Annotated in this window: 21 protein-coding genes; 13 read left to right on the top strand and 8 right to left on the bottom strand. The window is 62.3% G+C overall.

Translation table 11 applies throughout. The features are described from left to right. Positions 1 to 136: 136 nt before the first annotated feature. Positions 137 to 1978, bottom strand: coding sequence for a long-chain fatty acid--CoA ligase (locus I6J72_RS01745; protein ID WP_070670693.1), 1842 nt, complete (start codon positions 1976 to 1978; stop codon positions 137 to 139). Between the two features lie 59 nt (positions 1979 to 2037). On the opposite strand from I6J72_RS01745, the gene malQ reads away from it, so the two are divergent. After that, the gene (gene malQ, locus I6J72_RS01740; protein WP_239107442.1) at positions 2038 to 4161 is read left to right on the top strand and encodes a 4-alpha-glucanotransferase; all 2124 of its coding nucleotides are present in this window, start codon (positions 2038 to 2040) and stop codon (positions 4159 to 4161) included. Positions 4162 to 4177: 16 nt separating this feature from the next. On the opposite strand, the gene I6J72_RS01735 is transcribed toward malQ, so the two are convergent. Further along, positions 4178 to 4333, bottom strand: coding sequence for a hypothetical protein (locus I6J72_RS01735; RefSeq protein WP_168165563.1), 156 nt, complete (start codon positions 4331 to 4333; stop codon positions 4178 to 4180). After that, the gene (locus I6J72_RS01730; protein WP_168165564.1) at positions 4320 to 4484 is read right to left on the bottom strand and encodes a hypothetical protein; all 165 of its coding nucleotides are present in this window, start codon (positions 4482 to 4484) and stop codon (positions 4320 to 4322) included. Before I6J72_RS01730 ends, I6J72_RS01735 begins: the two co-directional genes overlap by 14 nt. 23 nt (positions 4485 to 4507) lie before the next feature. Between I6J72_RS01730 and I6J72_RS01725 the strand changes: the two genes are divergently transcribed. Continuing rightward, positions 4508 to 5794, top strand: a complete 1287-nt coding sequence (locus I6J72_RS01725; RefSeq protein ID WP_070670695.1) for a carboxylesterase family protein — start codon at positions 4508 to 4510, stop codon at positions 5792 to 5794. A gap of 526 nt (positions 5795 to 6320) precedes the next feature. On the opposite strand, the gene idi is transcribed toward I6J72_RS01725, so the two are convergent. Together idi and I6J72_RS01715 are read right to left on the bottom strand one after the other, a co-directional pair. After that, a complete protein-coding gene (idi, locus tag I6J72_RS01720; protein WP_070670697.1) occupies positions 6321 to 6845 on the bottom strand; it encodes an isopentenyl-diphosphate Delta-isomerase in 525 nt (174 codons plus the stop codon). Next, positions 6842 to 7378 (bottom strand): hypothetical protein, encoded by a 537-nt coding sequence (locus tag I6J72_RS01715; RefSeq protein ID WP_070670699.1) that lies wholly within the window; start codon positions 7376 to 7378, stop codon positions 6842 to 6844. Before I6J72_RS01715 ends, idi begins: the two co-directional genes overlap by 4 nt. A 90-nt stretch (positions 7379 to 7468) precedes the next feature. Between I6J72_RS01715 and I6J72_RS01710 the strand changes: the two genes are divergently transcribed. The 10 genes from I6J72_RS01710 to I6J72_RS01665 all read left to right on the top strand — a co-directional run bounded on the left by I6J72_RS01710 (position 7469) and on the right by I6J72_RS01665 (position 19487). Beyond that, positions 7469 to 9301, top strand: coding sequence for an ABC transporter ATP-binding protein (locus I6J72_RS01710; RefSeq protein WP_070670701.1), 1833 nt, complete (start codon positions 7469 to 7471; stop codon positions 9299 to 9301). 10 nt (positions 9302 to 9311) lie between these two features. Next, positions 9312 to 10409, top strand: a complete 1098-nt coding sequence (locus I6J72_RS01705; RefSeq protein ID WP_070670702.1) for a MalY/PatB family protein — start codon at positions 9312 to 9314, stop codon at positions 10407 to 10409. Positions 10410 to 10447: 38 nt separating this feature from the next. Then, positions 10448 to 11788, top strand: a complete 1341-nt coding sequence (gene brnQ, locus I6J72_RS01700) for a branched-chain amino acid transport system II carrier protein (RefSeq protein ID WP_070670704.1) — start codon at positions 10448 to 10450, stop codon at positions 11786 to 11788. 3 nt (positions 11789 to 11791) lie between these two features. After that, positions 11792 to 12772, top strand: coding sequence for an LLM class flavin-dependent oxidoreductase (locus I6J72_RS01695; RefSeq protein WP_204099687.1), 981 nt, complete (start codon positions 11792 to 11794; stop codon positions 12770 to 12772). Between the two features lie 80 nt (positions 12773 to 12852). Further along, complete coding sequence (locus I6J72_RS01690; protein WP_370552150.1) at positions 12853 to 13614, top strand: GntR family transcriptional regulator; 762 nt, start codon at positions 12853 to 12855, stop codon at positions 13612 to 13614. After that, positions 13611 to 15029 carry an ABC transporter substrate-binding protein gene (locus I6J72_RS01685; RefSeq protein WP_239107441.1) on the top strand — a complete coding sequence of 473 codons (1419 nt, stop codon included), beginning with the start codon at positions 13611 to 13613 and terminating at the stop codon, positions 15027 to 15029. Before I6J72_RS01690 ends, I6J72_RS01685 begins: the two co-directional genes overlap by 4 nt. Continuing rightward, entirely contained in the window at positions 15026 to 15931 is a 906-nt protein-coding gene (locus tag I6J72_RS01680; RefSeq protein WP_204099686.1) for an ABC transporter permease, read from the top strand. The genes I6J72_RS01685 and I6J72_RS01680 overlap by 4 nt, the downstream gene beginning before the upstream one ends. Beyond that, positions 15928 to 16686: an ABC transporter permease gene (locus tag I6J72_RS01675; protein ID WP_204099685.1), complete on the top strand. Its 759-nt coding sequence runs from the start codon at positions 15928 to 15930 to the stop codon at positions 16684 to 16686. Before I6J72_RS01680 ends, I6J72_RS01675 begins: the two co-directional genes overlap by 4 nt. Beyond that, a complete protein-coding gene (locus tag I6J72_RS01670; protein WP_204099684.1) occupies positions 16670 to 17887 on the top strand; it encodes an ATP-binding cassette domain-containing protein in 1218 nt (405 codons plus the stop codon). The genes I6J72_RS01675 and I6J72_RS01670 overlap by 17 nt, the downstream gene beginning before the upstream one ends. Continuing rightward, positions 17859 to 19487: an FUSC family protein gene (locus tag I6J72_RS01665; RefSeq protein WP_204099683.1), complete on the top strand. Its 1629-nt coding sequence runs from the start codon at positions 17859 to 17861 to the stop codon at positions 19485 to 19487. Before I6J72_RS01670 ends, I6J72_RS01665 begins: the two co-directional genes overlap by 29 nt. On the opposite strand, the gene thpR is transcribed toward I6J72_RS01665, so the two are convergent. Continuing rightward, positions 19462 to 19953, bottom strand: coding sequence for an RNA 2',3'-cyclic phosphodiesterase (thpR, locus tag I6J72_RS01660; RefSeq protein ID WP_204099682.1), 492 nt, complete (start codon positions 19951 to 19953; stop codon positions 19462 to 19464). The genes I6J72_RS01665 and thpR overlap by 26 nt on opposite strands. Positions 19954 to 20331: 378 nt before the next feature. On the opposite strand from thpR, the gene I6J72_RS01655 reads away from it, so the two are divergent. Further along, a complete protein-coding gene (locus tag I6J72_RS01655; protein ID WP_070670721.1) occupies positions 20332 to 20712 on the top strand; it encodes a hypothetical protein in 381 nt (126 codons plus the stop codon). On the opposite strand, the gene I6J72_RS01650 is transcribed toward I6J72_RS01655, so the two are convergent. Together I6J72_RS01650 and I6J72_RS01645 are read right to left on the bottom strand one after the other, a co-directional pair. Continuing rightward, positions 20709 to 21353, bottom strand: a complete 645-nt coding sequence (locus tag I6J72_RS01650; RefSeq protein ID WP_204099681.1) for a response regulator transcription factor — start codon at positions 21351 to 21353, stop codon at positions 20709 to 20711. The genes I6J72_RS01655 and I6J72_RS01650 overlap by 4 nt on opposite strands. Further along, positions 21350 to 22522 (bottom strand): sensor histidine kinase, encoded by a 1173-nt coding sequence (locus I6J72_RS01645; protein ID WP_239107440.1) that lies wholly within the window; start codon positions 22520 to 22522, stop codon positions 21350 to 21352. Before I6J72_RS01645 ends, I6J72_RS01650 begins: the two co-directional genes overlap by 4 nt. Between the last annotated feature and the right edge of the window lie 33 nt (positions 22523 to 22555).

The raw sequence follows: 22555 nt of genomic DNA, 5'->3' as shown, positions 1-22555 counted from the left end.
CTCTAGCTGAGGTTTAGAGTTTTTCTGACCCCGCTGACTCTATTAGAGATCCTCGCGTCGGGCTGCGCGACACTCCGAAGGAATTCACAGACTCCGTCCAGCGGCTGCATGCCACCGGACCGTACCTTCGCCGACGTTACTTCTTGCCGGCGTAGAGGCGCTCGATGTCGGCAGCGTAGCGCTGCGCGACGACGTAGCGCTTAACCTTCATGGTCGGGGTGAGCTCGTTGCTCTCCTCGGTGAGGTCCTGTTCCAGGATGACGAACTTCTTAATGCCCTCAGCATGAGACACCGTGGCGTTGACCTGGTTGATGGCGTCCTGGATGTCGGCGCGTAGCCCCGGATCGGCGGCCACCTCACGCATACCTTTGGCAGCGGAAATGTTGTGCTCAGCCTTCCAGCGCTTGAGGGCGTCCTCATCCAGGGTGAGCAGCACGCCGACGAAAGGCTTACCGTCGCCCACCACCATGGCCTGGGAGATGAGCGGGTGGGAGCGCAGGATGTCTTCCATCGGGCCGGGCGACACATTCTTGCCGCCGGCAGTCACAATGAGGTCCTTCTTGCGTCCAGTGATGACGAGCTTGCCATCCTCATCGATTTCGCCGAGGTCACCGGTGTTGTACCAGCCGTCGTTAAGCGCGCCTTCCGTAGCCTCCGGGTTCTGCCAATAGCCTTTAAAGACGATGTCGCCCTTGATGAGAATTTCGCCGTCCTCATTAATACGCAGCGTCGTTCCACCCAGCGGCGGGCCAACAGTGCCGATGGACTGGTCCACAAAGTCCACCGCGGCCGCAGCGGCGGTCTCCGTCAAGCCATAACCCTCGTAGATGGTCACGCCGATACCGCGGTACCAGTGCAACAGCTCCTGGGAAATGGCCGAGCCGCCAGAGATGCAGTACTTCACCTCGCCACCCATGGCCTCGCGGATGGCCGCGTAGACCAGCTTGTCAAAGGCCTTGTGCTTGGCCTTGAGCACTCGGCTGGGGCCCTCCGGCGTGTCCAACGCCTTGGAGTATTCAATGGCGATCTTCTCCGCACGGTCAAAGATGGCGCCCTTGAAAGCGGACGAGCCGTGTGCCTTGGCCGACGCACCATTGCGCACCTTTTCAAACACGCGAGGCACACCCAAAATCAAGTTGGGGCGCGAACGCGCGAACTCGATGGTGATGGTGCCGAAGTCCGACCAGTGGTTCTGGGAAGCGCCACCAATGGTGACCGCGAGGGACACCGCGCGGCTGAAGACGTGCGCCAACGGCAGGAAGGTCAGCACGTGGGCGCCGGGAACGGCAATGGCGCCAATCGGGTTGGTGAGCAGGCCGCGGGCTTCCGCCAGCCAGTTGCGGTGCGTGAGCATGCAGCCCTTCGGGCGGCCGGTAGTACCTGAGGTGTAGACCAGCGAGGCGACGTCGTCGGTGTTGGTGGCTTCGATACGTTCGTTCACGGCGGCGTCGGAAATCTCGCGGCCTTCGAACTTCAACGTATCGATAGCAGAAGAGTTAATCTCTAGGATGCGTCGCAGCTGGGAGGGCGAGCCGTGCAGCTGTGGTGTACCGTCCTCCTGCAGCTTTAGATGCTTGACCAGCTCGGAATGCTCACGCGTTTCCGTAATGGCGAGGATTGCGCCGGAGTCCTCGATGATCCACTGCACCTGTGACAATGAGGAGGACGGGTACACCGGCACCGAAATAGCGCCGGCGGCCCAGATGGCGTAATCCAAGAGCGACCACTCGTAGCGCGTCGTCGAAATGAGCGCCACGCGGTCGCCCTGCTCGACGCCGAGGGCCATAAGGCCCTTGGCCACCGCATACACCTCTTCAACAAATTCCTTCGCGGTGACGTTGACCCACTCGTAGTTCGCAGGTCGGGTAAACATAACGCCGTGTGGGCGGGCCTTTGCCGTGGCCATCATGGCCGTAAGGCAGGTCTCCCCTTCATCAATCTGGAACTGAGCTTTGGTATGTGCCTCATTTGAAGTCACAGGTGTGTCCTTTCCCACAAAAAGTAATTCCAGCCCACTCTACCAACCGGTTTCATCGCATGCGCACGGAGGGCGTGGCACAATTGAGACCTGTGACTACCCGTGATCTGCTTCAAGAGCTCGCCCAGCGCCACGGAGTGGCCTGCGAGTACACCGCCCAGAACGGACAGCCCGTCTACGTCAGCGAAGAGACGATTACCTATACGCTGCGCGCACTCGGCGTCTCCATCTCCGATCGACCTGATGACGAAGAGCTGACCCAGGCCTTGTTTGAGGATTACCTGGATCGCGCCTCCCGCCCCCTGCCTCCGTGCGTGGTGGCTCGTGAGGGTGCAGAAAAATCCTTTGATGTTCACGTCCATGATGGTGATCCGGTCACGGTCACCATCGAGTTGGAAAACGGCGAGACCCGCCCGACCTATCAGGACCCCAACGACGCCCCGGCTGCCGACGTCGCGGGGACCATGTGGGGCGAGGCCAGCTTCCACGTCCCCGGCGATCTGCCGCTGGGCTTTCACTCTCTGCAGCTCTCCTCGCCGGGCATCGGTGAGTATGAGTGTCCGCTCATCGTCGTGCCCAACCACCTGAGCACGGCCGACCGTTATCTTGAGCGCCCCGCCGCGGGTGCCATGGCGCAGCTGTACTCGGTGCGCTCGAAGAAGTCCTGGGGCATGGGCGATTTCGGCGACTTGGCCGAGCTCGCGGAGACGTTGGCGGAAGACTATGACTTCCTCCTCATTAATCCGCTTCATGCGGGCGAGCCCATCCCGCCGGTAGAGGATTCACCGTATCTTCCGACCACCCGCCGCTTCATCAACCCGATTTATTTGCGCATTGAGGATATCCCGGAGCTGCAGCTGCTGAGCTCGGAGCTGCAGGAAGATGTAGCCGAGCTGGCTGCCGAGTTCCGCGAGCGCAACCACTCTGCCGAAGAGATTGACCGCGATACCATTTTTGAGGCCAAGCTGCAGGTTCTACGGGAGCTCTTCAGCCACGAAATGGCCCCGGAGCGCCGTATGGCCTTTAGCGAATACCAGCGCCGCGAAGGTCGGGGGCTGCGCAACTTCGCTCTGTGGTGCGCGGAAACCGAGCTGGAGCGCCACAGCGGTCGCCGCCATGCACTGGACCTCGATGTCACCGATTTGGCCGAGTTCTACTCCTGGCTGCAGTTCCTCTGCGATGAGCAGCTAGATGCTGCCCAGCGCCGAGCACTGGATGCTGGCATGTCCATTGGACTCGTGACCGATATGGCCGTCGGCATTCACCCGAATGGTGCGGATGCCGTAAACCTGTCGGAATACCTCGCCCCGCAGTGCTCGGTAGGCGCGCCGCCGGATGATTACAACCAACAAGGCCAGGACTGGTCCCAGCCACCATGGCACCCGGTACGTCTGGCGGAATCCGGCTACCAGCCGTGGCGTGACTTGCTGCGCACCATGTTGGGCAACGCTGGCGGCCTGCGCGTCGACCACGTTCTGGGCTTGTTCCGCCTGTACTGGATTCCGCGCCACTCCTCCCCGCTCCACGGCACCTACGTGACCTATAACTGGGAAGCCATGCTTGGCATCTTGGCGCTGGAGGCCGAGCGCGCCGGCGCGGTCCTCGTGGGTGAGGACCTGGGCACCTTGGAGCCATGGGTTCAGACCGCCCTGCGGGACATGGGTGTCTTGGGCACCACGATCATCTGGTTCGAACATGCCGAAGAGGGGCCCACCCCACGCCCGCAGGACCAGTATCGGCGCATGGCGATGTCCTCGGTAGGCACGCACGATCTGCCGCCCACCTTGGCCTTCCTGCGCGGTGACCACATCGCTCTGCGCGCCCGTCTGGGTCTGCTGACCACGTCCGTCGCGGAGGAAGAAGAGCAGGACCGCGAATGGCAGAACGAGGTCAAGGACAACCTGCAGGCCTACGGCATGCTGAACAATCGTGAGAACGAAGAAGACGTCCTCGTCGCTCTCCACGAGTACGTGGCCGGCACGCCCTCGGCGCTCACGGTAACCAACGTTGTGGACATGGTCGGTGACGTGCGCGCACAGAACCAGCCGGGCACGACGAAAGACCAGTACCCCAACTGGTGCATCCCGCTGTGCAATACCGCCGGTGAGCCGGTGCTGCTGGAGGATCTCCCGAAGCAGGAGCTCTACCAGCGCCTCGCCCAGGTATCCAAGCGGCCACGGTAGGCAGATCAACGCCCGCCTAGACGAGCAGCCCCACCACTGCCACGACAACGACGAGCGCAATCATGAGCCACAGGGTCAGGCTCACGCGAGATTTCGGCAGGGCCCGCTTGCGCTGAGGCTGCTCGGGGCGCTCGGGGTCCCAGAGGCCTTCACGGTGATCATCGGGAGTCATGGTCACTTATCCTAGTCCGCCCCTCCACGAGCGTGTACACGCGGTCGATGGCCCACATCAATCCCCACCCCATCACGGTTGCGGCCGGCACTGCGGTGACGGCAAGCACCGCCATTTGCGCCCACACGGGAGCTTGCACGAGCCATTCCATGCCCTCAGGGTAGCCTGTTGGGCATGAGCAGCGCACCTTTCGACGTCACCTGCCCCGCAGGCACCATCACCGGCTACGTCACGGAGGATGTGGCCCACTTCCACTCCATCGAGTATTCCCATATCCCCGGGGATTTCGAGAATCCCGAACCTGCATCTCCACGTGACCAGGATGCGCGTACGCCGCACCCAGAGAAAGTTGCGCTCACCATTACCGCGCCTTCCGCGCCGCTTGTCGACGCTAACCTGACCGCCTCCTCGCTCGCTCCCGTATTGGTCTACGTCCATGGCGGGCGCTACGAGCACGGTTCCCATGAGGACCGCCGTGCGGAGGGAACCCCCACGGCAGAGGCCGGCATCGTACATGTGCAGCTGGGCTACCGCGTTGGTCTTCCGGGCCTGGCGCGCTTTCGCGACGATGAGCCCAACCGCTACCGCGCCATTGAGGACCTGCAGCTGGGGCTGGAGTGGATTCAGTGCAATATCGAATCCTTCGGTGGGGATCCCACCAACGTCACTCTCCTGGGCCAATCCGCTGGTGCCAATGCGGTGCTGTGGCTGGCTCGCCGCGATCACTACCGTGGCGCGTTTCGCCGCGTCATTGCGCTCTCCCCTGGTTTCCCGCGCGAGAGTTTTGAGGAGCGCAAGGCCACGCTGCGCCAGGTGATGAAGAAGCCCATCACACGCTCGTCGCTGGCTTCGATGAGCGAGGAGGAGCTCAACGCCGGCTACAAGAAGTTCCGCACGAAATACAACCTCGATATGGCCCTAGGCCCCACGCCGCTGGAGTGCGCACAGCTTGCCGACGTCCCCCTCGTCCTCGGCAGCACCCGTGACGAGTTCTACAATATCCCGGCCACCGAAAAGATTGACCGCTCGCCCTTCCGCGGGATTGCCTTGCGCTATCTCGCCCCGCGCCTCGGTTTCCCACGCAATGGGTTCAAGCCCTGGTATCAGGTGGCGCAGTTCTTGGATAAAGATCGCCCCACCGGGCGCATGGTGGGCGATGCCATCATCCGCCGCTGGACGGCAGAAGTAGCAGAGAAGGCTCCGGGGCAGACATGGATGGTGGAATTTACCCGCTCCTCGGGGCCTGCGCTGCACTGCGAGGAGCTCCGCCCGCTCTTTGGCCGCACGGAGCTGGCCTCCTGGCTGCAGGAGTTTGTGCGCACCGGCGAGCCCGGCTTCGAGGAATACCGCCCGGAACATGCCATCTGGGAATACAACCTCGATGACGGCTCGCACCGCGTGGCGCACTCCAGCTTGGATTATATTTCCGCGGCCTTCGCCCAGGATGGCAGCCTGCTCTGATCCGGGGGCGTTAAGCTAAAAGGCCGGACTTAGGCCAATTTAGTGCGGAACAATCCCACCTCACCGCCGAAACCACCAGGTAGCAGTGTCAAGAGTCACGTTGCTCACCCACCCAAGACCTAAGTCAGGCCACAATGACCGTTTCCGTAGAGCACTGCACGTCTCTTCCCAAACGGATTACCTCTTCGCTCCCCTCGCAATGCGCAACGTCTGCATCGCTCCATCGACATGCTGGAAGCATCTTACAAATGGCGTCTGACAAAAGGCGTCTGACAAAAGGCATCAGTCATAAGGCGTTTTCACGGCTGAAAACGCCATTTACTCATTGCAGATGGCGTTTTTAGACCCAAAGATGCCCTTTGCCAGATGCCTTTTACAAAACGCCCTCCTGTCTTAGGTCAATTTAGTGCGGAACAATCCCACCTCACCGCCGAAAACCACCAGGTAGCAGTGTCAAGAGTCACGTTGCTCACCCACCCAAGACCTAAGTCAGGCTTCGAGGCCTACCGCCCCGCATTCAGAATGGCTAGCCCAACAGGGCCGCGCGCAGCGGCTCGTGGGTCAGCTCCTCCACCATCCATGGGCTAAAGGCAAAAGGTGTGGCCTCCGCAGCGGCGAGAACCTCGCGGGCAGGAGCCCACGCTAGAGAGTCCACCTCCTCTGGGTTCGGCTTCGGGTCATCGCTGGTCTCAAACAGGTAGACCGGGCAGATTTCATTTTCTACCACGCCGGAGGAATCCACAGCACGATAAGCAAAGTCTGGCAGTACCAAACGCGGCGTGCCGCTCAGGCCCAGCTCGAACTGGGCGCGGCGCACGACGGCGTCGACAGTCGCCTCCCCCGGCCCCGGATGTCCACAGAAAGAGTTGGTCCACACACCGGGCCACGTCTTCTTCGACAAGGCGCGGCGGCTGAGCAAAATGTTGTCGTCGCGCACAACCCATGCAGAGAAGGCGAAGTGCAGCGGTGTATCCGCGGTGTGCACCACAGCTTTGTCTGCCGTGCCGACGGGAGTGCCATCAGGCGAGGCCAAAACGACGAGTTCCGTCATAGATTGAGGTCTCCTACAAAGCGCACATTGCCAATGGTAAAGCGCGCATTCCACAGGTTTCCGGCGGAAACGTTATAGACATACTGAAGGTTGGTCGAAGCTCCTGCGCCCAACGGTTGATCCAAACCCGGCGCGGGCAAGGAGACGTGTACCTCGGGGTCATAAGGCACCGGGTCCACCGTTGCCCAGCCACCGTTGCCGTCGGCGCGCTCGAGGGTGGGTTCCGGGAGGGCGTCGGCAGGCAACGGCAACTCGCCAAGGTTGTGAATCTTCACGGTGAGCACCGTGCCGCCGCCACCGGAGTACAAGCCCTGCAGTTCATATTCGACATTGAGGCCCTCGTCTTTGGCCGGCTCCGCCAGGTTTTCGGTCACCTCGCGGACCTCCACGTCTTTAGCCTCGAACGTTGGTGGTTCCGAGCTGGAGACCACGATGTTGTCCTGGGGACCCACGTCTGGTGGCTGCAGGATGCTGCAGGCAGAGAGAGCAGCCAGACACAGCGGGGCACACGCTAGGGGGAGGTACTTCTTCACCGCGAATCCTTTTCCATCACGTCTACGGTTTCTCCCCTACCTTAGTCCACGGGTTGGATATTCCTATTAAAGGCGTAACATCGGCCGACGATGAACTCTATTCTCCGCATCGTCCGCAGTGCTTCTGCCCTGTGGCCGTTTTATCTCGGCGTCCTTCTAACCGCATCGGTCACCGCGATTCTGTCTCTCCTCACCCCGTTCATTCTCCGCGAGGCTACCGATACCGCCGTGGAAGGCGGCGCCTTGCGCACCATCCTGTGGTGGGTCTTCGCTCTCTTCCTGGCTGATGCGCTGGGCAACGTGGTGAAGAATATCGGCGGCTATATCGGTGACGTCATGGTCTCGCGCCTGCGCCAGATTCTCTCCACGCGCTACTTTGCCAAGCTGCTGTCGGTGCCGCAGGGCTATTACGACAACCAGGTCACCGGCACCATTATCGCGCGCCTTGACCGCTCGATTGCGAACGTGACGCAGTTCTTGCAGTCCTTCTCCAATAACTTCTTCGTCATGCTCATCCAGGCCGCCGCAGTCCTGGTCATCACTGCGGTGTATTACTGGCCGCTGGCGATTCTCTTGGCCGCGCTCTTTCCCATCTACATGTGGCTCACTGCGAAGACGTCGACGCGCTGGCAGAAGTTTGAGGCCATCAAAAATGAGAACATCGACGTGGCCAACGGCCGTTTTGCCGAGGTCATCGGCCAGGTGAAGGTGACCAAATCCTTCGTGGCCGAAGCCCGCGAGCTGGCCTCCTTTGGCGAGCGCTACCGCACCGTGGTGGATACTACGAAACCGCAGTCACGCTGGTGGCATTCCATGGACACCGCGCGCGGCGTAGCCATGGCGCTCATCTTCTTCGGTATCTATGGCCTTATTTTCTGGCGCACGTTGGAAGGCCACTTCTCCATCGGTGACATGGTCATGCTCCTGCAGCTGGTCAACATGGCCAAGCAGCCGGTGTTCATGATGAGCTGGATTGTGGATATCAGCCAGCGCGCCATCACCGGCTCCAAGGATTACTTCAAGGTCATGGAAGAAACCCCGGAGTCCACGGTTAACCCGCAGCTGGTGCGCGCCGCCACGACTTCCGACGTCCCCGAGCTCGACCTTTCCCCTGCCGAGCCCCTCACTCCCACCGAGGGCCACGTCTTTGCCTTTGATGATGTCTCCTTCGCCTACGAAGAGGATAAACCGGTGGTCGACGGCATCACCTTCAGCGCCCACGAAGGCCACAAGGTAGCGCTTGTCGGCGAGTCCGGTGGCGGCAAGTCTACGTTGGTCAACCTGTTGCTGGGCCTGTACCAACCAACCGCAGGAAAGCTGTCGGTGCTGGGGCATGACGTGGCCAAGCTCACGGCAGAACGCCTGCGCGCGTCGGTAGGTGTGGTTTTCCAAGAGTCTTTCCTCTTCTCCGGAACCATCAAGGAAAACATCGCCTACGGCAAACCGGGCGCCACGATGGAGGAAATCGTGGCCGTGGCCAAGCGCGCCAACGCCCACGACTTCATCGAGGAATTCCCCGATGGCTATGACACCGTCATTGGTGAGCGCGGCTTGAAGCTCTCCGGTGGTCAGAAGCAGCGTGTGGCCGTGGCTCGCGCCATGTTGAAAGACGCGCCGATTCTCGTGCTCGATGAGGCCACCTCCGCGCTTGATACCAAGGCCGAACGCGCCGTGCAGGCAGGCTTGGATGAGCTCATGAAGGACCGCACGACGCTGATTATCGCGCACCGCCTGTCCACCATTGCGGACGTGGATACCATCGTCACGCTCGATCGCGGCCGCATCTCCGAGATCGGCTCCCCGGCCGAGCTGGCGCAGTCGGATGGCATCTACGCCGAGCTGCTGCGGTTGACCCAATCCGCCTCCGCCGCCGACCGTAAGAGGCTGAAAAAATACGGATTCGTCCAAGCCACCGACGAGTAAGGTGGGGCGCATGCATTTTCCTAGCCTGAAAGAACTCTCTGCCCGCGGCACCCGCAAGTGGACGGTCTATGACGAGGACGTCATCCCCCTCTGGATCGCAGAATCAGACTTCCTCACCGCCCCCGCGGTCAAGGAGGCCATCCAAGAGGCCGTGGATGCCGAGTCCTTCGGCTACACCCCCGCCCCGAAGGCCTCCGAACTTAATGCCGCCGTGGCTGACTTCTATGAGACGCGCTATGGCTGGCGGCCGCAGCACGTGTTCTGGATCGGGGATGTTGTCCGCGGCCTATTGCTCGGCGTGCAGTACTTCACCGAGGGCCCGGTCATCGTGCCGGTTCCTTCTTACCCGCCGCTGCTGGAGCTTCCGGAAACGGCGGGACGCGAGAAGATTGAGACGTCCCTTGAGCTCGCGGACATCGAGCGCGCCTTTCAGGCCGGGGCCGGTTCCATCCTGCTGTCCCACCCCTACAACCCGCTGGGCATTGTCTTTGATGAAGACTGGCTGCGGGGCCTGGTGGAATTGGCGGACAAATACGATGCCCGCATCCTCTCCGATGAAATCCACGCCCCGCTGGTCTACGAAGGTCGCCACATTCCGCTCGGCGCCTTGTCCGACCGCGTTATTACCGTCACCGCCACGTCCAAGGCATGGAACACCGCGGGCTTAAAGTGCGCGCAGGTGTTCTTTTCCAACACTGCGGACGTCGAGCGTTGGAACTCATTGACCGGCGTGGCTAAGGACGGCACCGGCACGCTCGGCGTGCTGGCAGCGGAAGCCGCCTACCGCCGCGGCGGGGAGTTCTTAGATGAGGAAATCGAATACTTGAAGAAGACCCGTGACTGGCTGGTAGAGGAATTGCCCAAGCGCGTACCAGGTCTCAAGACCTCCCACCCGCAGGCCACCTACCTGCTGTGGTTGGACTTTAGCGAGACCGCTATCGGGGATGACCCGAAGCCCGCCGCTTGGGTTCGCGAGCACGCCAAGGTAGCGCTCAACGAGGGCGTGACCTTCGGTACCGGCGGCGAGCATCATGCCCGTCTCAATTTTGCAACCTCCCGTGAACTGCTCGAAGAGGCACTCGACCGGCTGGAGAAGGCCTTCAGCTAGAATTTACATCTCACGTCATGGGCATTATCCTTAGGAAAATGTCCATAAATGACGTTCAGGCCCCCTCCGCATCTGCCTCGAAGACGGGTTCACCCATCGGCATCGTGATCGTTGCCTCCCTCATGCTCTTCTCCATGTTCTTCGGAGCGGGCAACCTCATCTTCCCGCCGGAGGTCGGTGTCTCCTCCGGCACCAACTTCTGGCCGGCCACCTTGGGTTTCCTCGCCGCCGGTGTGGCCCTACCGGTCTTGGCCGTCATCGCGGTGGCCATCTCCGGCCAATCTGTGCGGGATATCGGAAACCACGGCGGCACGTTCTTCGGCGTGGCCTTCTCCGTCATCGCCTACTTGGCCATCGGCGCCTTCTACGCCTTGCCGCGTACCGGCGCAGTGTCCATGGAAACCGCGATTACCCCGCTGCTCGGCTGGGAGGGAACCTTTGCCAACGGCGCCTTCAACGTCGTCTTCTTCCTTATCGCATTGGCCCTGGCCTGGCGCCCCAATGACATCATCGACACCTTGGGCAAGTTCCTGACCCCGGCGTTGGTCATCCTGCTCGCCGCCCTCATTACCTTGGCCACACTGGCCAATCCCCGCGTGCCTGGCACCCCGACCGAGGAGTACGCCTCCGCGCCCTTCGTCACGGGCCTCTTCGAGGGCTACAACACCATGGACGCCATCGCGGGCCTGGCATTTTCCATCGTCATCGTGACCTCGTTGCGCTCCAAAGGTTTCTCCACCAACCGCGCGCTACTGCGCGGAACCATCACCTCCGCCGTCATCGCGGGCGCCCTGCTCGCCGCTATCTACCTGGGCCTGGCGTGGATTGGCCAAACCATGCCGAATGGTGCCTCCTATGATTCCGGCGCCGCCTTGCTTGCCGACGCCTCCAATCTCACCATGGGTAACGTCGGCCAGGCCGTCTTCTCCGCCATCGTCATCCTGGCGTGCATGACCACCGCCGTGGGCCTGATTTCCGCCACCTCAGAGTTCTTCGCCATGCTCGTGCCGAAAACCGTCTACCACTTCTGGGCTTGCCTCTTTACCGCCCTGTCCATCGCCTTCGCCTTCCAAGGTCTGGACACGGTGCTTGCCGTCGCGGTTCCCTTCATCGTGTTCTTGTACCCGCCGGCTATCTCCCTTATCGCACTGACGCTGCTGCAGCCGGTGGTCAAGCGCTGGGTCACCTTCTACTGGGCCTTCCGCTTGGCGCTCTGGGTCTCCGTGCTGTGGTCGGCCGCGACCTCCCTGGGCGCACCCTTGGACTTCTCTCCTGGCCAGGGCGTAGGCCTCGGCTGGGTTGTTCCCACTCTCCTCGCTTTCGTCGTTGGGGTTATCATCGATGTTGTATCTACAGGATCGAAAGAAAGAAGCGAGTAACTCATGACGCAGCGCGCCGCCTTGTCCATCCTCGATTTCTGCACCATCTACGAGGGCGAATCAGCCTCCGAATCTATGGCTCGATCGGTCGAGCTGGCGCAGCGCGCAGAAGCTTTAGGGTTTAAGCGCATGTGGTACACCGAGCACCACAACATGCCCTCCATTTCCTCCTCTTCCCCGGCAGTGCTCATCGCCCATATTGGTGCTAAGACCGAGCGCATCCGCCTGGGCTCGGGCGGCGTGATGCTGCCCAACCACGCCCCGTACGTCATTGCTGAGCAATTCGGTACCTTGGCCGAGCTCTACCCAGACCGCATCGACTTGGGCCTGGGCCGCGCCCCAGGCACCGATATGCAGACCCTCGGCCGGGCACTGCGCCGCGATGGCCACGCCGCCGAGCGCTTCCCGGAGGACATCAAGGAGCTGCAAGGCTATCTCTCCGGCAAGTCCATCATCCCAGGCGTCCAGGCCATCCCCGGCGCTGGCACCAACGTGCCTATCTACATTCTGGGTTCTTCTATGTTTGGCGCATCTCTGGCGGCCAAGTACGGCCTGCCTTACGCCTTTGCCTCACACTTTGCGCCGCAGCACCTTGAGTCCGCCACCTCCTACTACCGCGAGAACTACCAGCCTTCCGAAGCCTTCCCCGAGCCCTATGTCATCGCCGGAGTCAACGTCACCGCCGGTGAAAACGCCGAGGAAGAGTTCGAGCGCGTCTGCTTCCGTCGCGTGAAGGCCTTTGTGGGCCGGGGGAAGCAGCTGAGCGACGCCCAAGTGGAACAGATCATCTCCACCGCGCAAGGCCAACAAATCCTCGACATGCTCAAGTACTCCGCTGTGGGTACCGGCGAGCATGTGCGCGAGTACCTCATGCAGTGCCAAGAGCTAGCACATGCGGATGAACTCATGATTTCGCTGCAGTCGACAAATCATGAGAAGGTGTTGGGTAACATGGAGACCCTGGCACACGCGTGGGAGTTGTAGGGATTTCTCTACTTATCCAAACTTTGTGAACACGCGTGAACTAGTATTCTTCTGCATCAGCAGCGTTAACAAAGAGGAGCATGTCCGTGTCACTTCGCGGTTCCCAGCAGCACAGCAAGATTGCTGACTATCTGCGCGGGCTCATTCGCAGCAAGAAGCTCGCCCCGGGTGACTTTCTGCCCAGCGAGGCCGAACTGTGTGAGCAGTTCTCCTCCTCTCGCGGACCCGTCCGCCAGGCAGTGGCGGCACTGCGCTCCGAGGGCCTCATCTCTTCTGGCCGCGGCCGCCGCTCAGTGGTGTTGGGCCGTTTTACCTCCGAGTCCTTCGACTCCATCTTCTCCGTAACGCACTGGCTGCGCGAGCGCGGCTTCGAACCCGGCGCGAAAACCCTCTGGCTGGCACGCTGCCCCGCTACAGAGCAGGTGGCCAGCTTCCTCCAGGTTGCCGCGGGCGACCCGGTCATCTTCGTGCACCGGGTACGCAGCGCCAATGGCTTCCCGATCTCCATCGAGCGCATGTACTTCCCGCTCGACGTCGGCAGCCACATCCTCAACTTCGACGCTGACAACGGCTCTATCCACGACCACCTCAGCTCCCAGGGCGTGGAGTTCGACAATGTGAACCGTGAACTTTCCCTAGCCTCTGCCAGCGAGGAAGACGCCCGTTCCCTCAATATCGAACCGGGCACCCCGCTATGGCGCCTGCACTTGGACATCTCTGACCACTCCGGTCACCCGGTGGAGTGCACCGAGATTCTCTACTTGGGAGATCGCCTCACGCTCGGCATGACGAGCGTGCGCGGTACCACGTCCCCGCTTGAGGTCAAGCTCTCCGAAGGATGAAAACCCGACTGAGTTTGTTGGGGTTGATGGGGGTGGCGTCGTTAAGCGCCTGCTCCGCCGGCTCCACCGCGATCGTGGATTCCGACTCCACGGCGCTGACCCTTGCCACCACCACGCCCGCTACCTCCCTGGATTTCACCACGGTGGGCGGCGCTGCCATCCCGGCCGCGCTCATGAGCAATGTGTACGAGACCCTCGTGCGCATCTCCCCCGAAGGCGACATCGAACCAGGCCTTGCCGAGTCCTGGGAGGCCGAGCCCACGCGCTACACCTTCCACCTACGTGAGGCCGCCTTCTCCAACGGGGAGGCATTCACCGCGCACACCGCCGCGTGGTCCATCAACGCGGTGAAGACGGCGTGGACTAACGGCCTCAAAAAGCAGATGGACGTGGTGGAGTCCGCCACGGCTGTCGACGAGCACACGCTCGTCGTCGAGCTCTCCCGTCCCTCCGCTGGCTGGCTGTGGTCCATGGGAACCGCCATCGGCGCGATGCGCACCCCCACCGACGCCGTGGGCACTGGGCCTTTCGCCGTGGCGGGTTTTTCTCCCGGCGAATACATCGCACTGGAAGCACGGGACGACTACTGGGGAACCCCAGCCGCCGAGGACATCACCATTCGCTACTTCCCCGATTCCCTCACCGCAGTCAATGCACTGCGCTCCGGCGGGGTCGACGCGGTATGGGGCGTGCAGAATCCTGAGCTTCTCGACACCCTCGACGACACCATCGAAACCGCCATGGGCACCACGAACGGAGAGGTGTTGCTGTCCATGAACAACCAAAAAGCGCCTTTCGACGACCCCCGCGTGCGCCGAGCGGTGGCCTACGGCATCGACCGTGAGGCGGCCAATGACATTCTCTGGGAAGGCCGCGCACAGGATACCGGTGGTGCTCCTGTTCCGCCGACCGACCCCTGGTTTAGTGGGCAGGACTACTACCCCTTCGACCCAGCGCGCGCCCGCGCGCTGATGGAGGACGCCGGAGCGGTGGGCACGCCGCTCACCCTGACCGTGCCGAGCCTGCCCTACGCCCAAACGCTTTCCGAGTTCCTCTACTCCCAGCTGGAAGAGATGGGCTTTGACGTCACGCTGGAAACCGCCGAGTTCCCCGCGGTGTGGCTGAGCCAAGTCATGGGAGCTAAGGATTATCAGATGTCGCTCGTCGCGCACGTCGAGCCGCGCGATATCCCCACCATTTTTGGCAACCCGGACTACTACATTGGCTATGATTCGCCGCAGGCCCGAAAGCTGTTGGAGCAAGACGACATGGCAAGCACCGTCGATCAGATCATGAAGGACATGCCCGCTCTCACGCTGATGAACTTGCCCAATATTGTGCTCTACCGCGAGGGCCTGAGCGGCCTTCAGCCCAACCAGATTACTGACGCTATCGAATTGCGGAGCGTGCGATGAGGTTTTTGCGTTTTATCGGCACCCTCTTTGCGGCGTCGGTCATCATCTTCCTGCTTATGCGGGCCGTGCCCGGCAACCCGGCGCGCGTGGCCTTGGGTGTCAACGCCACGGAGGAGGCCGTGGAGACACTGACGCACTCCATGGGCCTGGATCGCCCGCTTCTCGTGCAGTACGTGGAGTGGATGAAGGGTCTGCTGACGGGAAACTTTGGCATTTCCTTGTCGTCCCAGCAGGACATCACTCCGCTCGTGCTCGACCGCGCTCAAGTCACGCTCTTGCTCATCGGCCTGGCCATCGCGCTGGCGCTGGCGGGCGCTATCCCTATGGGCATTCTGCTGGCCCGTTTTCGTCTGCCCGTGCTCAATGCGGCCACGCAGCTGGGCATCGCGGTACCGAGTTTCTTGGTCGGTATCTTGCTCGTCGCGGTGTTCTCCGTGCACCTGGGCTGGCTGCCGGCGAATGGCTGGCAGCTGCCGCGCGAGGGCTTAAGCCACCTCGTCCTGCCGGTCATCTCGCTGGCGCTGGTGCAAGGCGCGATGCTCACGCGCTACGTGCGCGCTACGCTCATCGAAGAGATGGGCAAGGACTATATCCGCACCGCCCGCTCCCTGGGTGAGTCCCGCACCGGGGCGCTGATCCGCCACGGCCTGCGCAACGCCGCCTTGCCGGTGCTCACCGTCACCGGCGTGCAGCTGAGCACCTTGGTGGTGGGCGCGGTGGTCATCGAGAATGTCTTCGTTATCCCGGGTCTTGGCTCGATGCTTCTCGACGCCGTCTCCACCCGCGACCTCACCACCGTCCAGACCCTCATCATGGTCTTCGTTACCTTTACGCTGACCGTCAACCTGCTCACGGACCTGGCCTACCGAGTCATCGATCCGCGGCTAAAGGAGGCGCGATGAAACCCGGCTATCTTCTGGTGGGCCTGACCATCCTGCTCGCTATGGTCTCCCTGGTATGGACGCCTTATGACCCGAACCTCATCTCCCCCGACCGCCTAGCCTCGCCCAGCTTCGAGCACCTCATGGGCACCGACCGCTTCGGGCGCGATACCTTCTCCCGGATTCTTGCCGGCGCCCAGGTCACCGTGCTGGTCGGTGTGGTGGCGGTGGCCATCGCAGCGCTCATCGGGGTGCCACTCGGCATCATCGCCGGGATGCGCGGTGGGGGCTTCATCATGGCGGCCACTGACCTATTACTTGCCTTCCCAGCGCTGCTGCTGGCCATCGTCGCCGGCGCTGTGTGGGGTTCGTCCACGCTCACGGCTACCATCGCCATCGGCATCGCCGGCATTCCTTCCTTCATCCGCGTCACGCGCTCCGGCACGCTGCAGATTATGACGCAGGACTACATCGCTGCCGCCCGCATCTCGCGCGTGCCGCCGGCGCTCATCGCGTGGCGCCACGTCCTGCCCAACCTGGGCGGCATCATCGCCATTCAGGCCTCCGTCTACTTTGCGCTGGCCGTCCTCGCCGAGGCTGGCCTGTCCTACCTCGGCCTAGGCACTGCCCCTCCGACGGCCTCGTGGGGACGCATGCTGCACGACGCCCAACCCCTCCTGGCCACCCACCCCCTCCAAGCGCTGTGGCCCGGGCTGGCCATCGCCGGCACCGTCCTCGGATTCAACCTGCTAGGAAGCCATGCTGACCGTCACTGATCTGCGCGTGGGCCCCGTCGGCCCCTTCAACTTCGAGATTGCCCCCGGCGAGCGCGTCGGCTTTGTCGGCGATTCCGGCAGCGGAAAATCCCTCACCGCCCTAGCCATCATGGGGCTTCTCCCCGACAACCTTAAAGCCACCGGATCCATCCGCTTTGAAGGCCGCGAGCTGCTCAGCATGCGCGACCGCGAGCTGCGCAGACTCCCCTTGGCCATGGTTTTCCAAGAGCCCATGACCGCCCTCGACCCGCTCATGAAGGTCGCCGAATACGGCCGCTTCCCGCACCAGCTCTCCGGCGGGCAGCGTCAGCGCGCACTGATCCACATGGCCATGGCCCGCAAACCCAAGCTGCTCATCTGCGATGAGCCCACCACCGCCCTCGACCCCCTCACGCAAGCAGAAATCCTCGAGGAAATTTCCGCCGCCACCCAGGACGATACCGCGCTGCTCTTCATCAGCCACGACCACGCAGCCGTCGAGCGCATGTGTGACCGCGTCATCCGCATCGGAGACATCACCACACCTAATCTCAGCCTGCCGCCTACCCCCACTGTGGGCGAACCAGTCATCACTCTTGAGAACGTCACTAAGACTTACCGCGGGGTTACCGCCCTCGATGACGTGTCGCTTAAGGTGCGCGAAGGTGAGCGCCTCGGCATCATCGGCGGCTCCGGCTCCGGCAAGTCCACGCTGCTCAAGCTCCTCACCGGTCTCACCGAGCCCACCAGCGGCTCCGTCACCGTCACCAAGCCCCTCCACATGGTCTTCCAAGACCCCAAGAGCTCGCTCAACCCGCGCATGCCCGTGTGGAAAATCGTGGCCGAAGGCGGCGGCACTCGGGAGGAAGCCGAACGCGTGCTTCACGACGTCGGCATCGACCACGCCGAACGCTACCCCCACGACTTCTCCGGCGGTCAACGCCAACGCATCTCCATTGCCCGGGCCGTCGTGGGCAAACCTGAGATCCTCCTCGCGGACGAAGCCGTCTCCGCCCTCGATGCCGCCTCCCGCGCGCAGGTCCTCGAGCTGCTCCAGCGCGTGACGAAGGACATGACGTTGGTGTTTGTGTCGCACGATATGGACGTCGTCAAGCACTTGTGCCCCACCGTGGCCGTGCTGCAGGACGGCCGGATAGTGGATCGCGGCGAAACGGGTAAGGTGTTGTCCCGTTATGGAACATCCCCTGCCGCAACGCCCTAGCGCCCTTCAGCTTTTTACCGCGTACAACTCCTCCGCGCGCCGCTGGCCCGGTGCCCTGCGCGCGGCGCTGGCCATCATCATTCCCGGCGCGGTCGCCATCCTCATCGGCCACCCCGATGCCGTACTGCTAGTCTCCGCCGGCGCGTTCTCTGTCATCTATGGCGAGGGGCACCCCTTCCGCACGCGGCGCCGCATTATCCTTACCGCCGGCGCGCTGCTCACGCTCGCAGCCACGGTCGGCTCCCTCATCGATGGCCTGGTCCTAACGGCGATATTCACAGTAACCCTGGCGACGGTTGGCGCGTTCATGCAGAATGCGCTGCGTCTGTCGCCGCCCGGCACGTTCTTCATGGTGATGGTAGCGGGTGGTTCGACCATGTTGCGCGGGATTTCGCCATGGGAGGTCGCCGGGTGGAGCCTCGCGGGTGTAGCCGCCGGCTATGTGCTGGGCATGTTGCCGCGGTTCTGGGATCCGCACGGGCCGGAAACGCGCGCGGTGGCGGCGCTGGAAAAGGCTGCGGATTCCTTCGAGGGGGCCTCGGATATCCTGGCCAAGCACCACCAGGCGCAGTCGGCTTTGTCCACCGCGTGGCAAGCGCTTTCCGACGCCGGCATCATCCGCGGCGGCCGCATCCGCCGCCCCGATCAGGCCACTCTCGTGCATCGCGCCTTGGCCGCGCAGCAGCGCATCGTGGCCCATCACCAGCAGGTAGGAGGCAACTCGGATGACCTGTCGGATGCGCCCACCTATGTCGACCCTGACCGCACCACGATTCCGCACACGAAACCTACGATGCGCTATCGCATTTATCGTGCGGCCGTGGGCAATTCCCACGCGGTGGTCACGGCGGAAAAGATTGCGCTGGGTGGTCTCGCGACGGCGTTCATTGGCTTGGCGCTGGGGCTTAGCCGCCCGGACTGGGGCGCGGTATCGGTGCTGTTGCTTCTACAGTGGGGTCCGGATCGGGTGCCGGGCACGATTCGCGGCGTGCAGCGCATGTTGGGCTCGCTCTTAGGCGTGTGCGTTTTCGCACTCATCGCCTGGTTTAGTCCGCATGGCTGGGCGCTACTGTTGGCGTTGGCTGCGTGCCAGTTCTGCGCAGAGATTCTCGTGGTGAAGAACTATGCGCTTTGTGTTATTTTCTCTACTCCTTTGGCGCTGCTGATGGGCAACTCACAAGGGCATCTCGCACACACGATTGGCCAGCGCATGGCGGAAATTGGCTTGTCTGTGGTCGTGGCCATGCTAGTGCTGTGGTTGTGGAAGCCGCACGCGCAGGTGACCAATCATTACCGCTTGCAAACGCGCTGCCTCGAGGCCATGGCGGCTCTCCTTGGCGCGCTGCTCATCAAAACTCCTGACGAAGCCTTGGCCCAGCGCCGCGACTTGCACTACGAGTTGCTTTCCGAGCGCCGCAGCATTCAGTCACTCGCCGCCAACGACTCCACCATTGATCCCTTTTGGGAGCGCCATACCGCACTGCAAACAGCCGGCTATTATCTGTTGGATTTCTGCGTGGTCAACCCGCTCTCACAGCCCAGCCGGGCAGAGCTCAACACGCTTATTGAAAAGGTTACCGAAGCGGAAACTCGTCAATGACCTCATAGCGCGGCCCGCCCCCGCGGCCTTCCCCGAGGAAAGACTGCACCAAACTTATCTCGCTCACCACAAATTCTGGGCCACGGTACACGCTGAGTGCATGGACTGCATCGGGGATAAGCCACGGGTCGCGCGTGCGGCGCCCCTCGCGGGCCAAGGTGAGATGCGGGCGGGATGGCTCGAGCATGAGGTGTTTGATGCGGCCTTGCACACCGGTCCACAGCACGTGTTTGTCGAAGGACCCCGCCCCGCTTAGGTTCAGCGTCACCGGCGAGCCCTCGATGCCGCGGAGCATCTCTCGGACCTCGGCGGCGTCGTTGGGCTGCTCCCCGAAGAAATCCAAGGTGATGTGCCAATTGTCCGGATCAACCCAGCGCAACCCATTGTCCTTCAGTGGGCGCACCGCCCGCACCAGGTGTTCGCGCGCTTCCGGGGAGGGAAAGACAGCGCTGAACAGGCGGATCATTTCACCGTGAGCAGGAGATTCGGATCCAGCACATGTTCCTCGACGCGCTCAAAGACGGCAAAGGCCTCCTCCAGCTCACGGACATTCTCATCAAAATTAGGCAGCGACATGGCATTCCAATCGACGCAGAAATAGGTGCTCTCATCCTAACTCACAGCGCTGTCATTTCGCTTATCTGCGGCAATGGTCACTGTGAACTCTCAGAAATCAACCGGCCCCGCGGTCGGCATCTACCCGCATAACATGCACCCGGGCTTGGTTCCCGGCATTGGTGTCGAGGACCAACGAGTCTGGAGAGAATGTCGATTACGACTTCGACACTGATACGTGGTCTGATGGCTATGAGCCCGAAACCACAGAGGAGAATAAGGAGAAATAGTGGGAATCCCTGACGACGTTGTCCTAGACGGCTATACCCTCATCGAGCAACACGAGATTGACCACGAGTTCCTCATCAATGGCTCGCCGCTCGCCGTGGATACGCCTCTGCTTTTCGCACTCACGATTGTTGGTGTTCTCCTCGTGGCGGCCAGCTTCTTCCTGCGCAGGCCGGTCCGCATCATCGCCGGACTACTGGGCGCGATCCTGACGCTTACCAAGCTGTGGTGGATGCCCATCGCGCTGGCCCGCCAGTTCGAGGACAGCCAAGTCTTCGGCTACACGCTGAAGTACTACCCCCAGTACTGGCCGGCGGCCTCCGTCATCGTGGTCGTCATCGCTATCATCGGCATCATTTCCGCCTTCCTCCGCCGACGCTAACGCGATTCCAGCACGGCAATCGCAATGTGCACGCGGTTGGTGCCGCCGAGCTTGTCCAGGATGTGCTTGATATGGGTCTTCACGGTCGTCACCGACACATAGAGCTGCCCGGCAATCTCCTGGTTATCCAAGCCCTGGGCCACTAACTGCGCCACCTCGTTTTCACGTTCGCTTAGTTCCTCCAGCGGGCTTGGCTCAGGCGCCTTGGCTGCGGGCGCGGGCTCGGGGCGCTTGAGCGCCAGCAGGTTCTTCAGAGCCTTCGGGCTTAGCAACTGCTGCCCTGCGGCCACGGCCCGCACCGCCGAGACCAGTCCTTCTGGCTCGATGGTCTTGAGCAAGAAGCCCATCGCTCCGGCATGCAGCGCATCCACGATGAACTCATCCGTATCAAAAGCGGTGAGCATGACCACCGGAATGTCTGGCGCACTCGCGCGCAGTTTCCCGGCCGCCTCGATTCCGTCCATGACGGGCATGCGGATATCCATGAGGACAACATCAGGGCGCAGGTCCAGCACGCGGGCCACGCCGTCTCGCCCATTGCTGGCCTCAGCCACCACCTCGATGTCCGGCGCGCCTTCCAGGATGAAGCGGATACCGCGCCGCAGCGCCTGCTCGTCGTCGACCAACACCACTGAAATCATTGTGCGCTTGCCTCCTCCGGTAGTTCGAGGACCCAGGTGAAGGTGGAGGCGTCGTCAAGCACGGTGAAAGTACCTCCCGCCAACCGGGCGCGTTCCTCCATGCCCAGCAAGCCGTTCCCGCCACCGGACTCCGGCTGATCCGCCACTTTCTTGTTCTGCATGGTCACCCGGACCTTATCCTCCTCGTTCTCCACCCTGAGCGTCACCTTCTGGCCCGGCGCGTATTTGCGGGCATTGGTCAGCCCTTCCTGCACGGCGCGGCCCATCGTGTGGGCGGCTAGTGTGCTCAGCTTATCGACATCCCCCTTCTCATAGCGCACCTTCGTCCCCGCCGCGCGTGCGCGCTCAATGTGTTCCTCGATGCTCGCGCGCGGATCCACGCGGTCATCCACGCGCAGCGCCTTGATGACCCCGCGCAGGTCCTCCACGGCGGCCTTGGCCTCAGACTGGATGGTTCCCGCCGCCTCGGCGATGTGCTCCGGGTCGGCGTCCTTGCGGTAGCTGAGGCCACCTGCGTACACGGAAATGAGGCTGAGCCGATGCGAGAGGGAATCGTGGATATCGCGCGCAATGCGGTTGCGCTCCTCCAGGCGCGCCCGCTCCTCGCGCGAGCGCAGCTGGTCCTCATTGAGCTCCGCCAGGCTTACCAACGTGACCTCGCGCTGGCGGCGCTGCGCGCGCACCGAGCCCGTAATCCAAGCGACGACGAGCACGATGATTCCAAAGAACCCGTATCCGAAAACCGACAGGTAGCTCAAGTGCAAGTAGGGCACCGCCATGACGGTCACATACGAGACTACCAACACCACAGTCCCCGCCAAGGACCACCGCAGTCGGCCGCGCGAGATGAGCGATATCAACACCACCAGCACTGACAGCGACAGTGGGCGAAACCCGCCTAGCGCTAAGACGAGTAGAGCCGCAATCAGCGTCACTGGGTGGCCGGGGTACTCCTCGTGGATGTTGCGCTCGCGCCGCGAGTGGTGCAGGGCAAAGGGCAGCAAGATCCACGTGACAACGGCACAGACAACCATGAAGGAGGTGATGTAAATTTCCCGGTCGGTCACCTCAAAGCTTTCGATCTGAAGAATCCATGTGGCCAAATCCGCCACCACGCAGAGCAGAATGAGCAGCACCGTGATCCACAGCGGTCTCGTCTTTCTCGTCATGGTTGTCACGATAGCCCTCCCCCACGGTATGAA

It is taken from the genome of Corynebacterium sp. FDAARGOS 1242 (assembly GCF_016889985.1).
GTDB classification, from domain to species: domain Bacteria; phylum Actinomycetota; class Actinomycetes; order Mycobacteriales; family Mycobacteriaceae; genus Corynebacterium; species Corynebacterium minutissimum_B.
This window is presented reverse-complemented; position numbering and strand designations above follow the sequence as displayed.

Bases quoted from the DNA above. Each gene is read 5' to 3' on its own strand.
- malQ (WP_239107442.1), top strand. From the start codon at position 2,038: ATGCGCACGGAGGGCGTGGCACAATTGAGACCTGTGACTACCCGTGAT.
- I6J72_RS01735 (WP_168165563.1), bottom strand. From the start codon at position 4,333: ATGACTCCCGATGATCACCGTGAAGGCCTCTGGGACCCCGAGCGCCCC.
- I6J72_RS01730 (WP_168165564.1), bottom strand. From the start codon at position 4,484: ATGGAATGGCTCGTGCAAGCTCCCGTGTGGGCGCAAATGGCGGTGCTT.
- I6J72_RS01725 (WP_070670695.1), top strand. From the start codon at position 4,508: ATGAGCAGCGCACCTTTCGACGTCACCTGCCCCGCAGGCACCATCACC.
- idi (WP_070670697.1), bottom strand. From the start codon at position 6,845: ATGACGGAACTCGTCGTTTTGGCCTCGCCTGATGGCACTCCCGTCGGC.
- I6J72_RS01710 (WP_070670701.1), top strand. From the start codon at position 7,469: ATGAACTCTATTCTCCGCATCGTCCGCAGTGCTTCTGCCCTGTGGCCG.
- I6J72_RS01705 (WP_070670702.1), top strand. From the start codon at position 9,312: ATGCATTTTCCTAGCCTGAAAGAACTCTCTGCCCGCGGCACCCGCAAG.
- brnQ (WP_070670704.1), top strand. From the start codon at position 10,448: ATGTCCATAAATGACGTTCAGGCCCCCTCCGCATCTGCCTCGAAGACG.
- I6J72_RS01695 (WP_204099687.1), top strand. From the start codon at position 11,792: ATGACGCAGCGCGCCGCCTTGTCCATCCTCGATTTCTGCACCATCTAC.
- I6J72_RS01690 (WP_370552150.1), top strand. From the start codon at position 12,853: ATGTCCGTGTCACTTCGCGGTTCCCAGCAGCACAGCAAGATTGCTGAC.
- I6J72_RS01685 (WP_239107441.1), top strand. From the start codon at position 13,611: ATGAAAACCCGACTGAGTTTGTTGGGGTTGATGGGGGTGGCGTCGTTA.
- I6J72_RS01680 (WP_204099686.1), top strand. From the start codon at position 15,026: ATGAGGTTTTTGCGTTTTATCGGCACCCTCTTTGCGGCGTCGGTCATC.
- I6J72_RS01675 (WP_204099685.1), top strand. From the start codon at position 15,928: ATGAAACCCGGCTATCTTCTGGTGGGCCTGACCATCCTGCTCGCTATG.
- I6J72_RS01670 (WP_204099684.1), top strand. From the start codon at position 16,670: ATGCTGACCGTCACTGATCTGCGCGTGGGCCCCGTCGGCCCCTTCAAC.
- I6J72_RS01665 (WP_204099683.1), top strand. From the start codon at position 17,859: ATGGAACATCCCCTGCCGCAACGCCCTAGCGCCCTTCAGCTTTTTACC.
- thpR (WP_204099682.1), bottom strand. From the start codon at position 19,953: ATGATCCGCCTGTTCAGCGCTGTCTTTCCCTCCCCGGAAGCGCGCGAA.
- I6J72_RS01650 (WP_204099681.1), bottom strand. From the start codon at position 21,353: ATGATTTCAGTGGTGTTGGTCGACGACGAGCAGGCGCTGCGGCGCGGT.
- I6J72_RS01645 (WP_239107440.1), bottom strand. From the start codon at position 22,522: ATGACGAGAAAGACGAGACCGCTGTGGATCACGGTGCTGCTCATTCTG.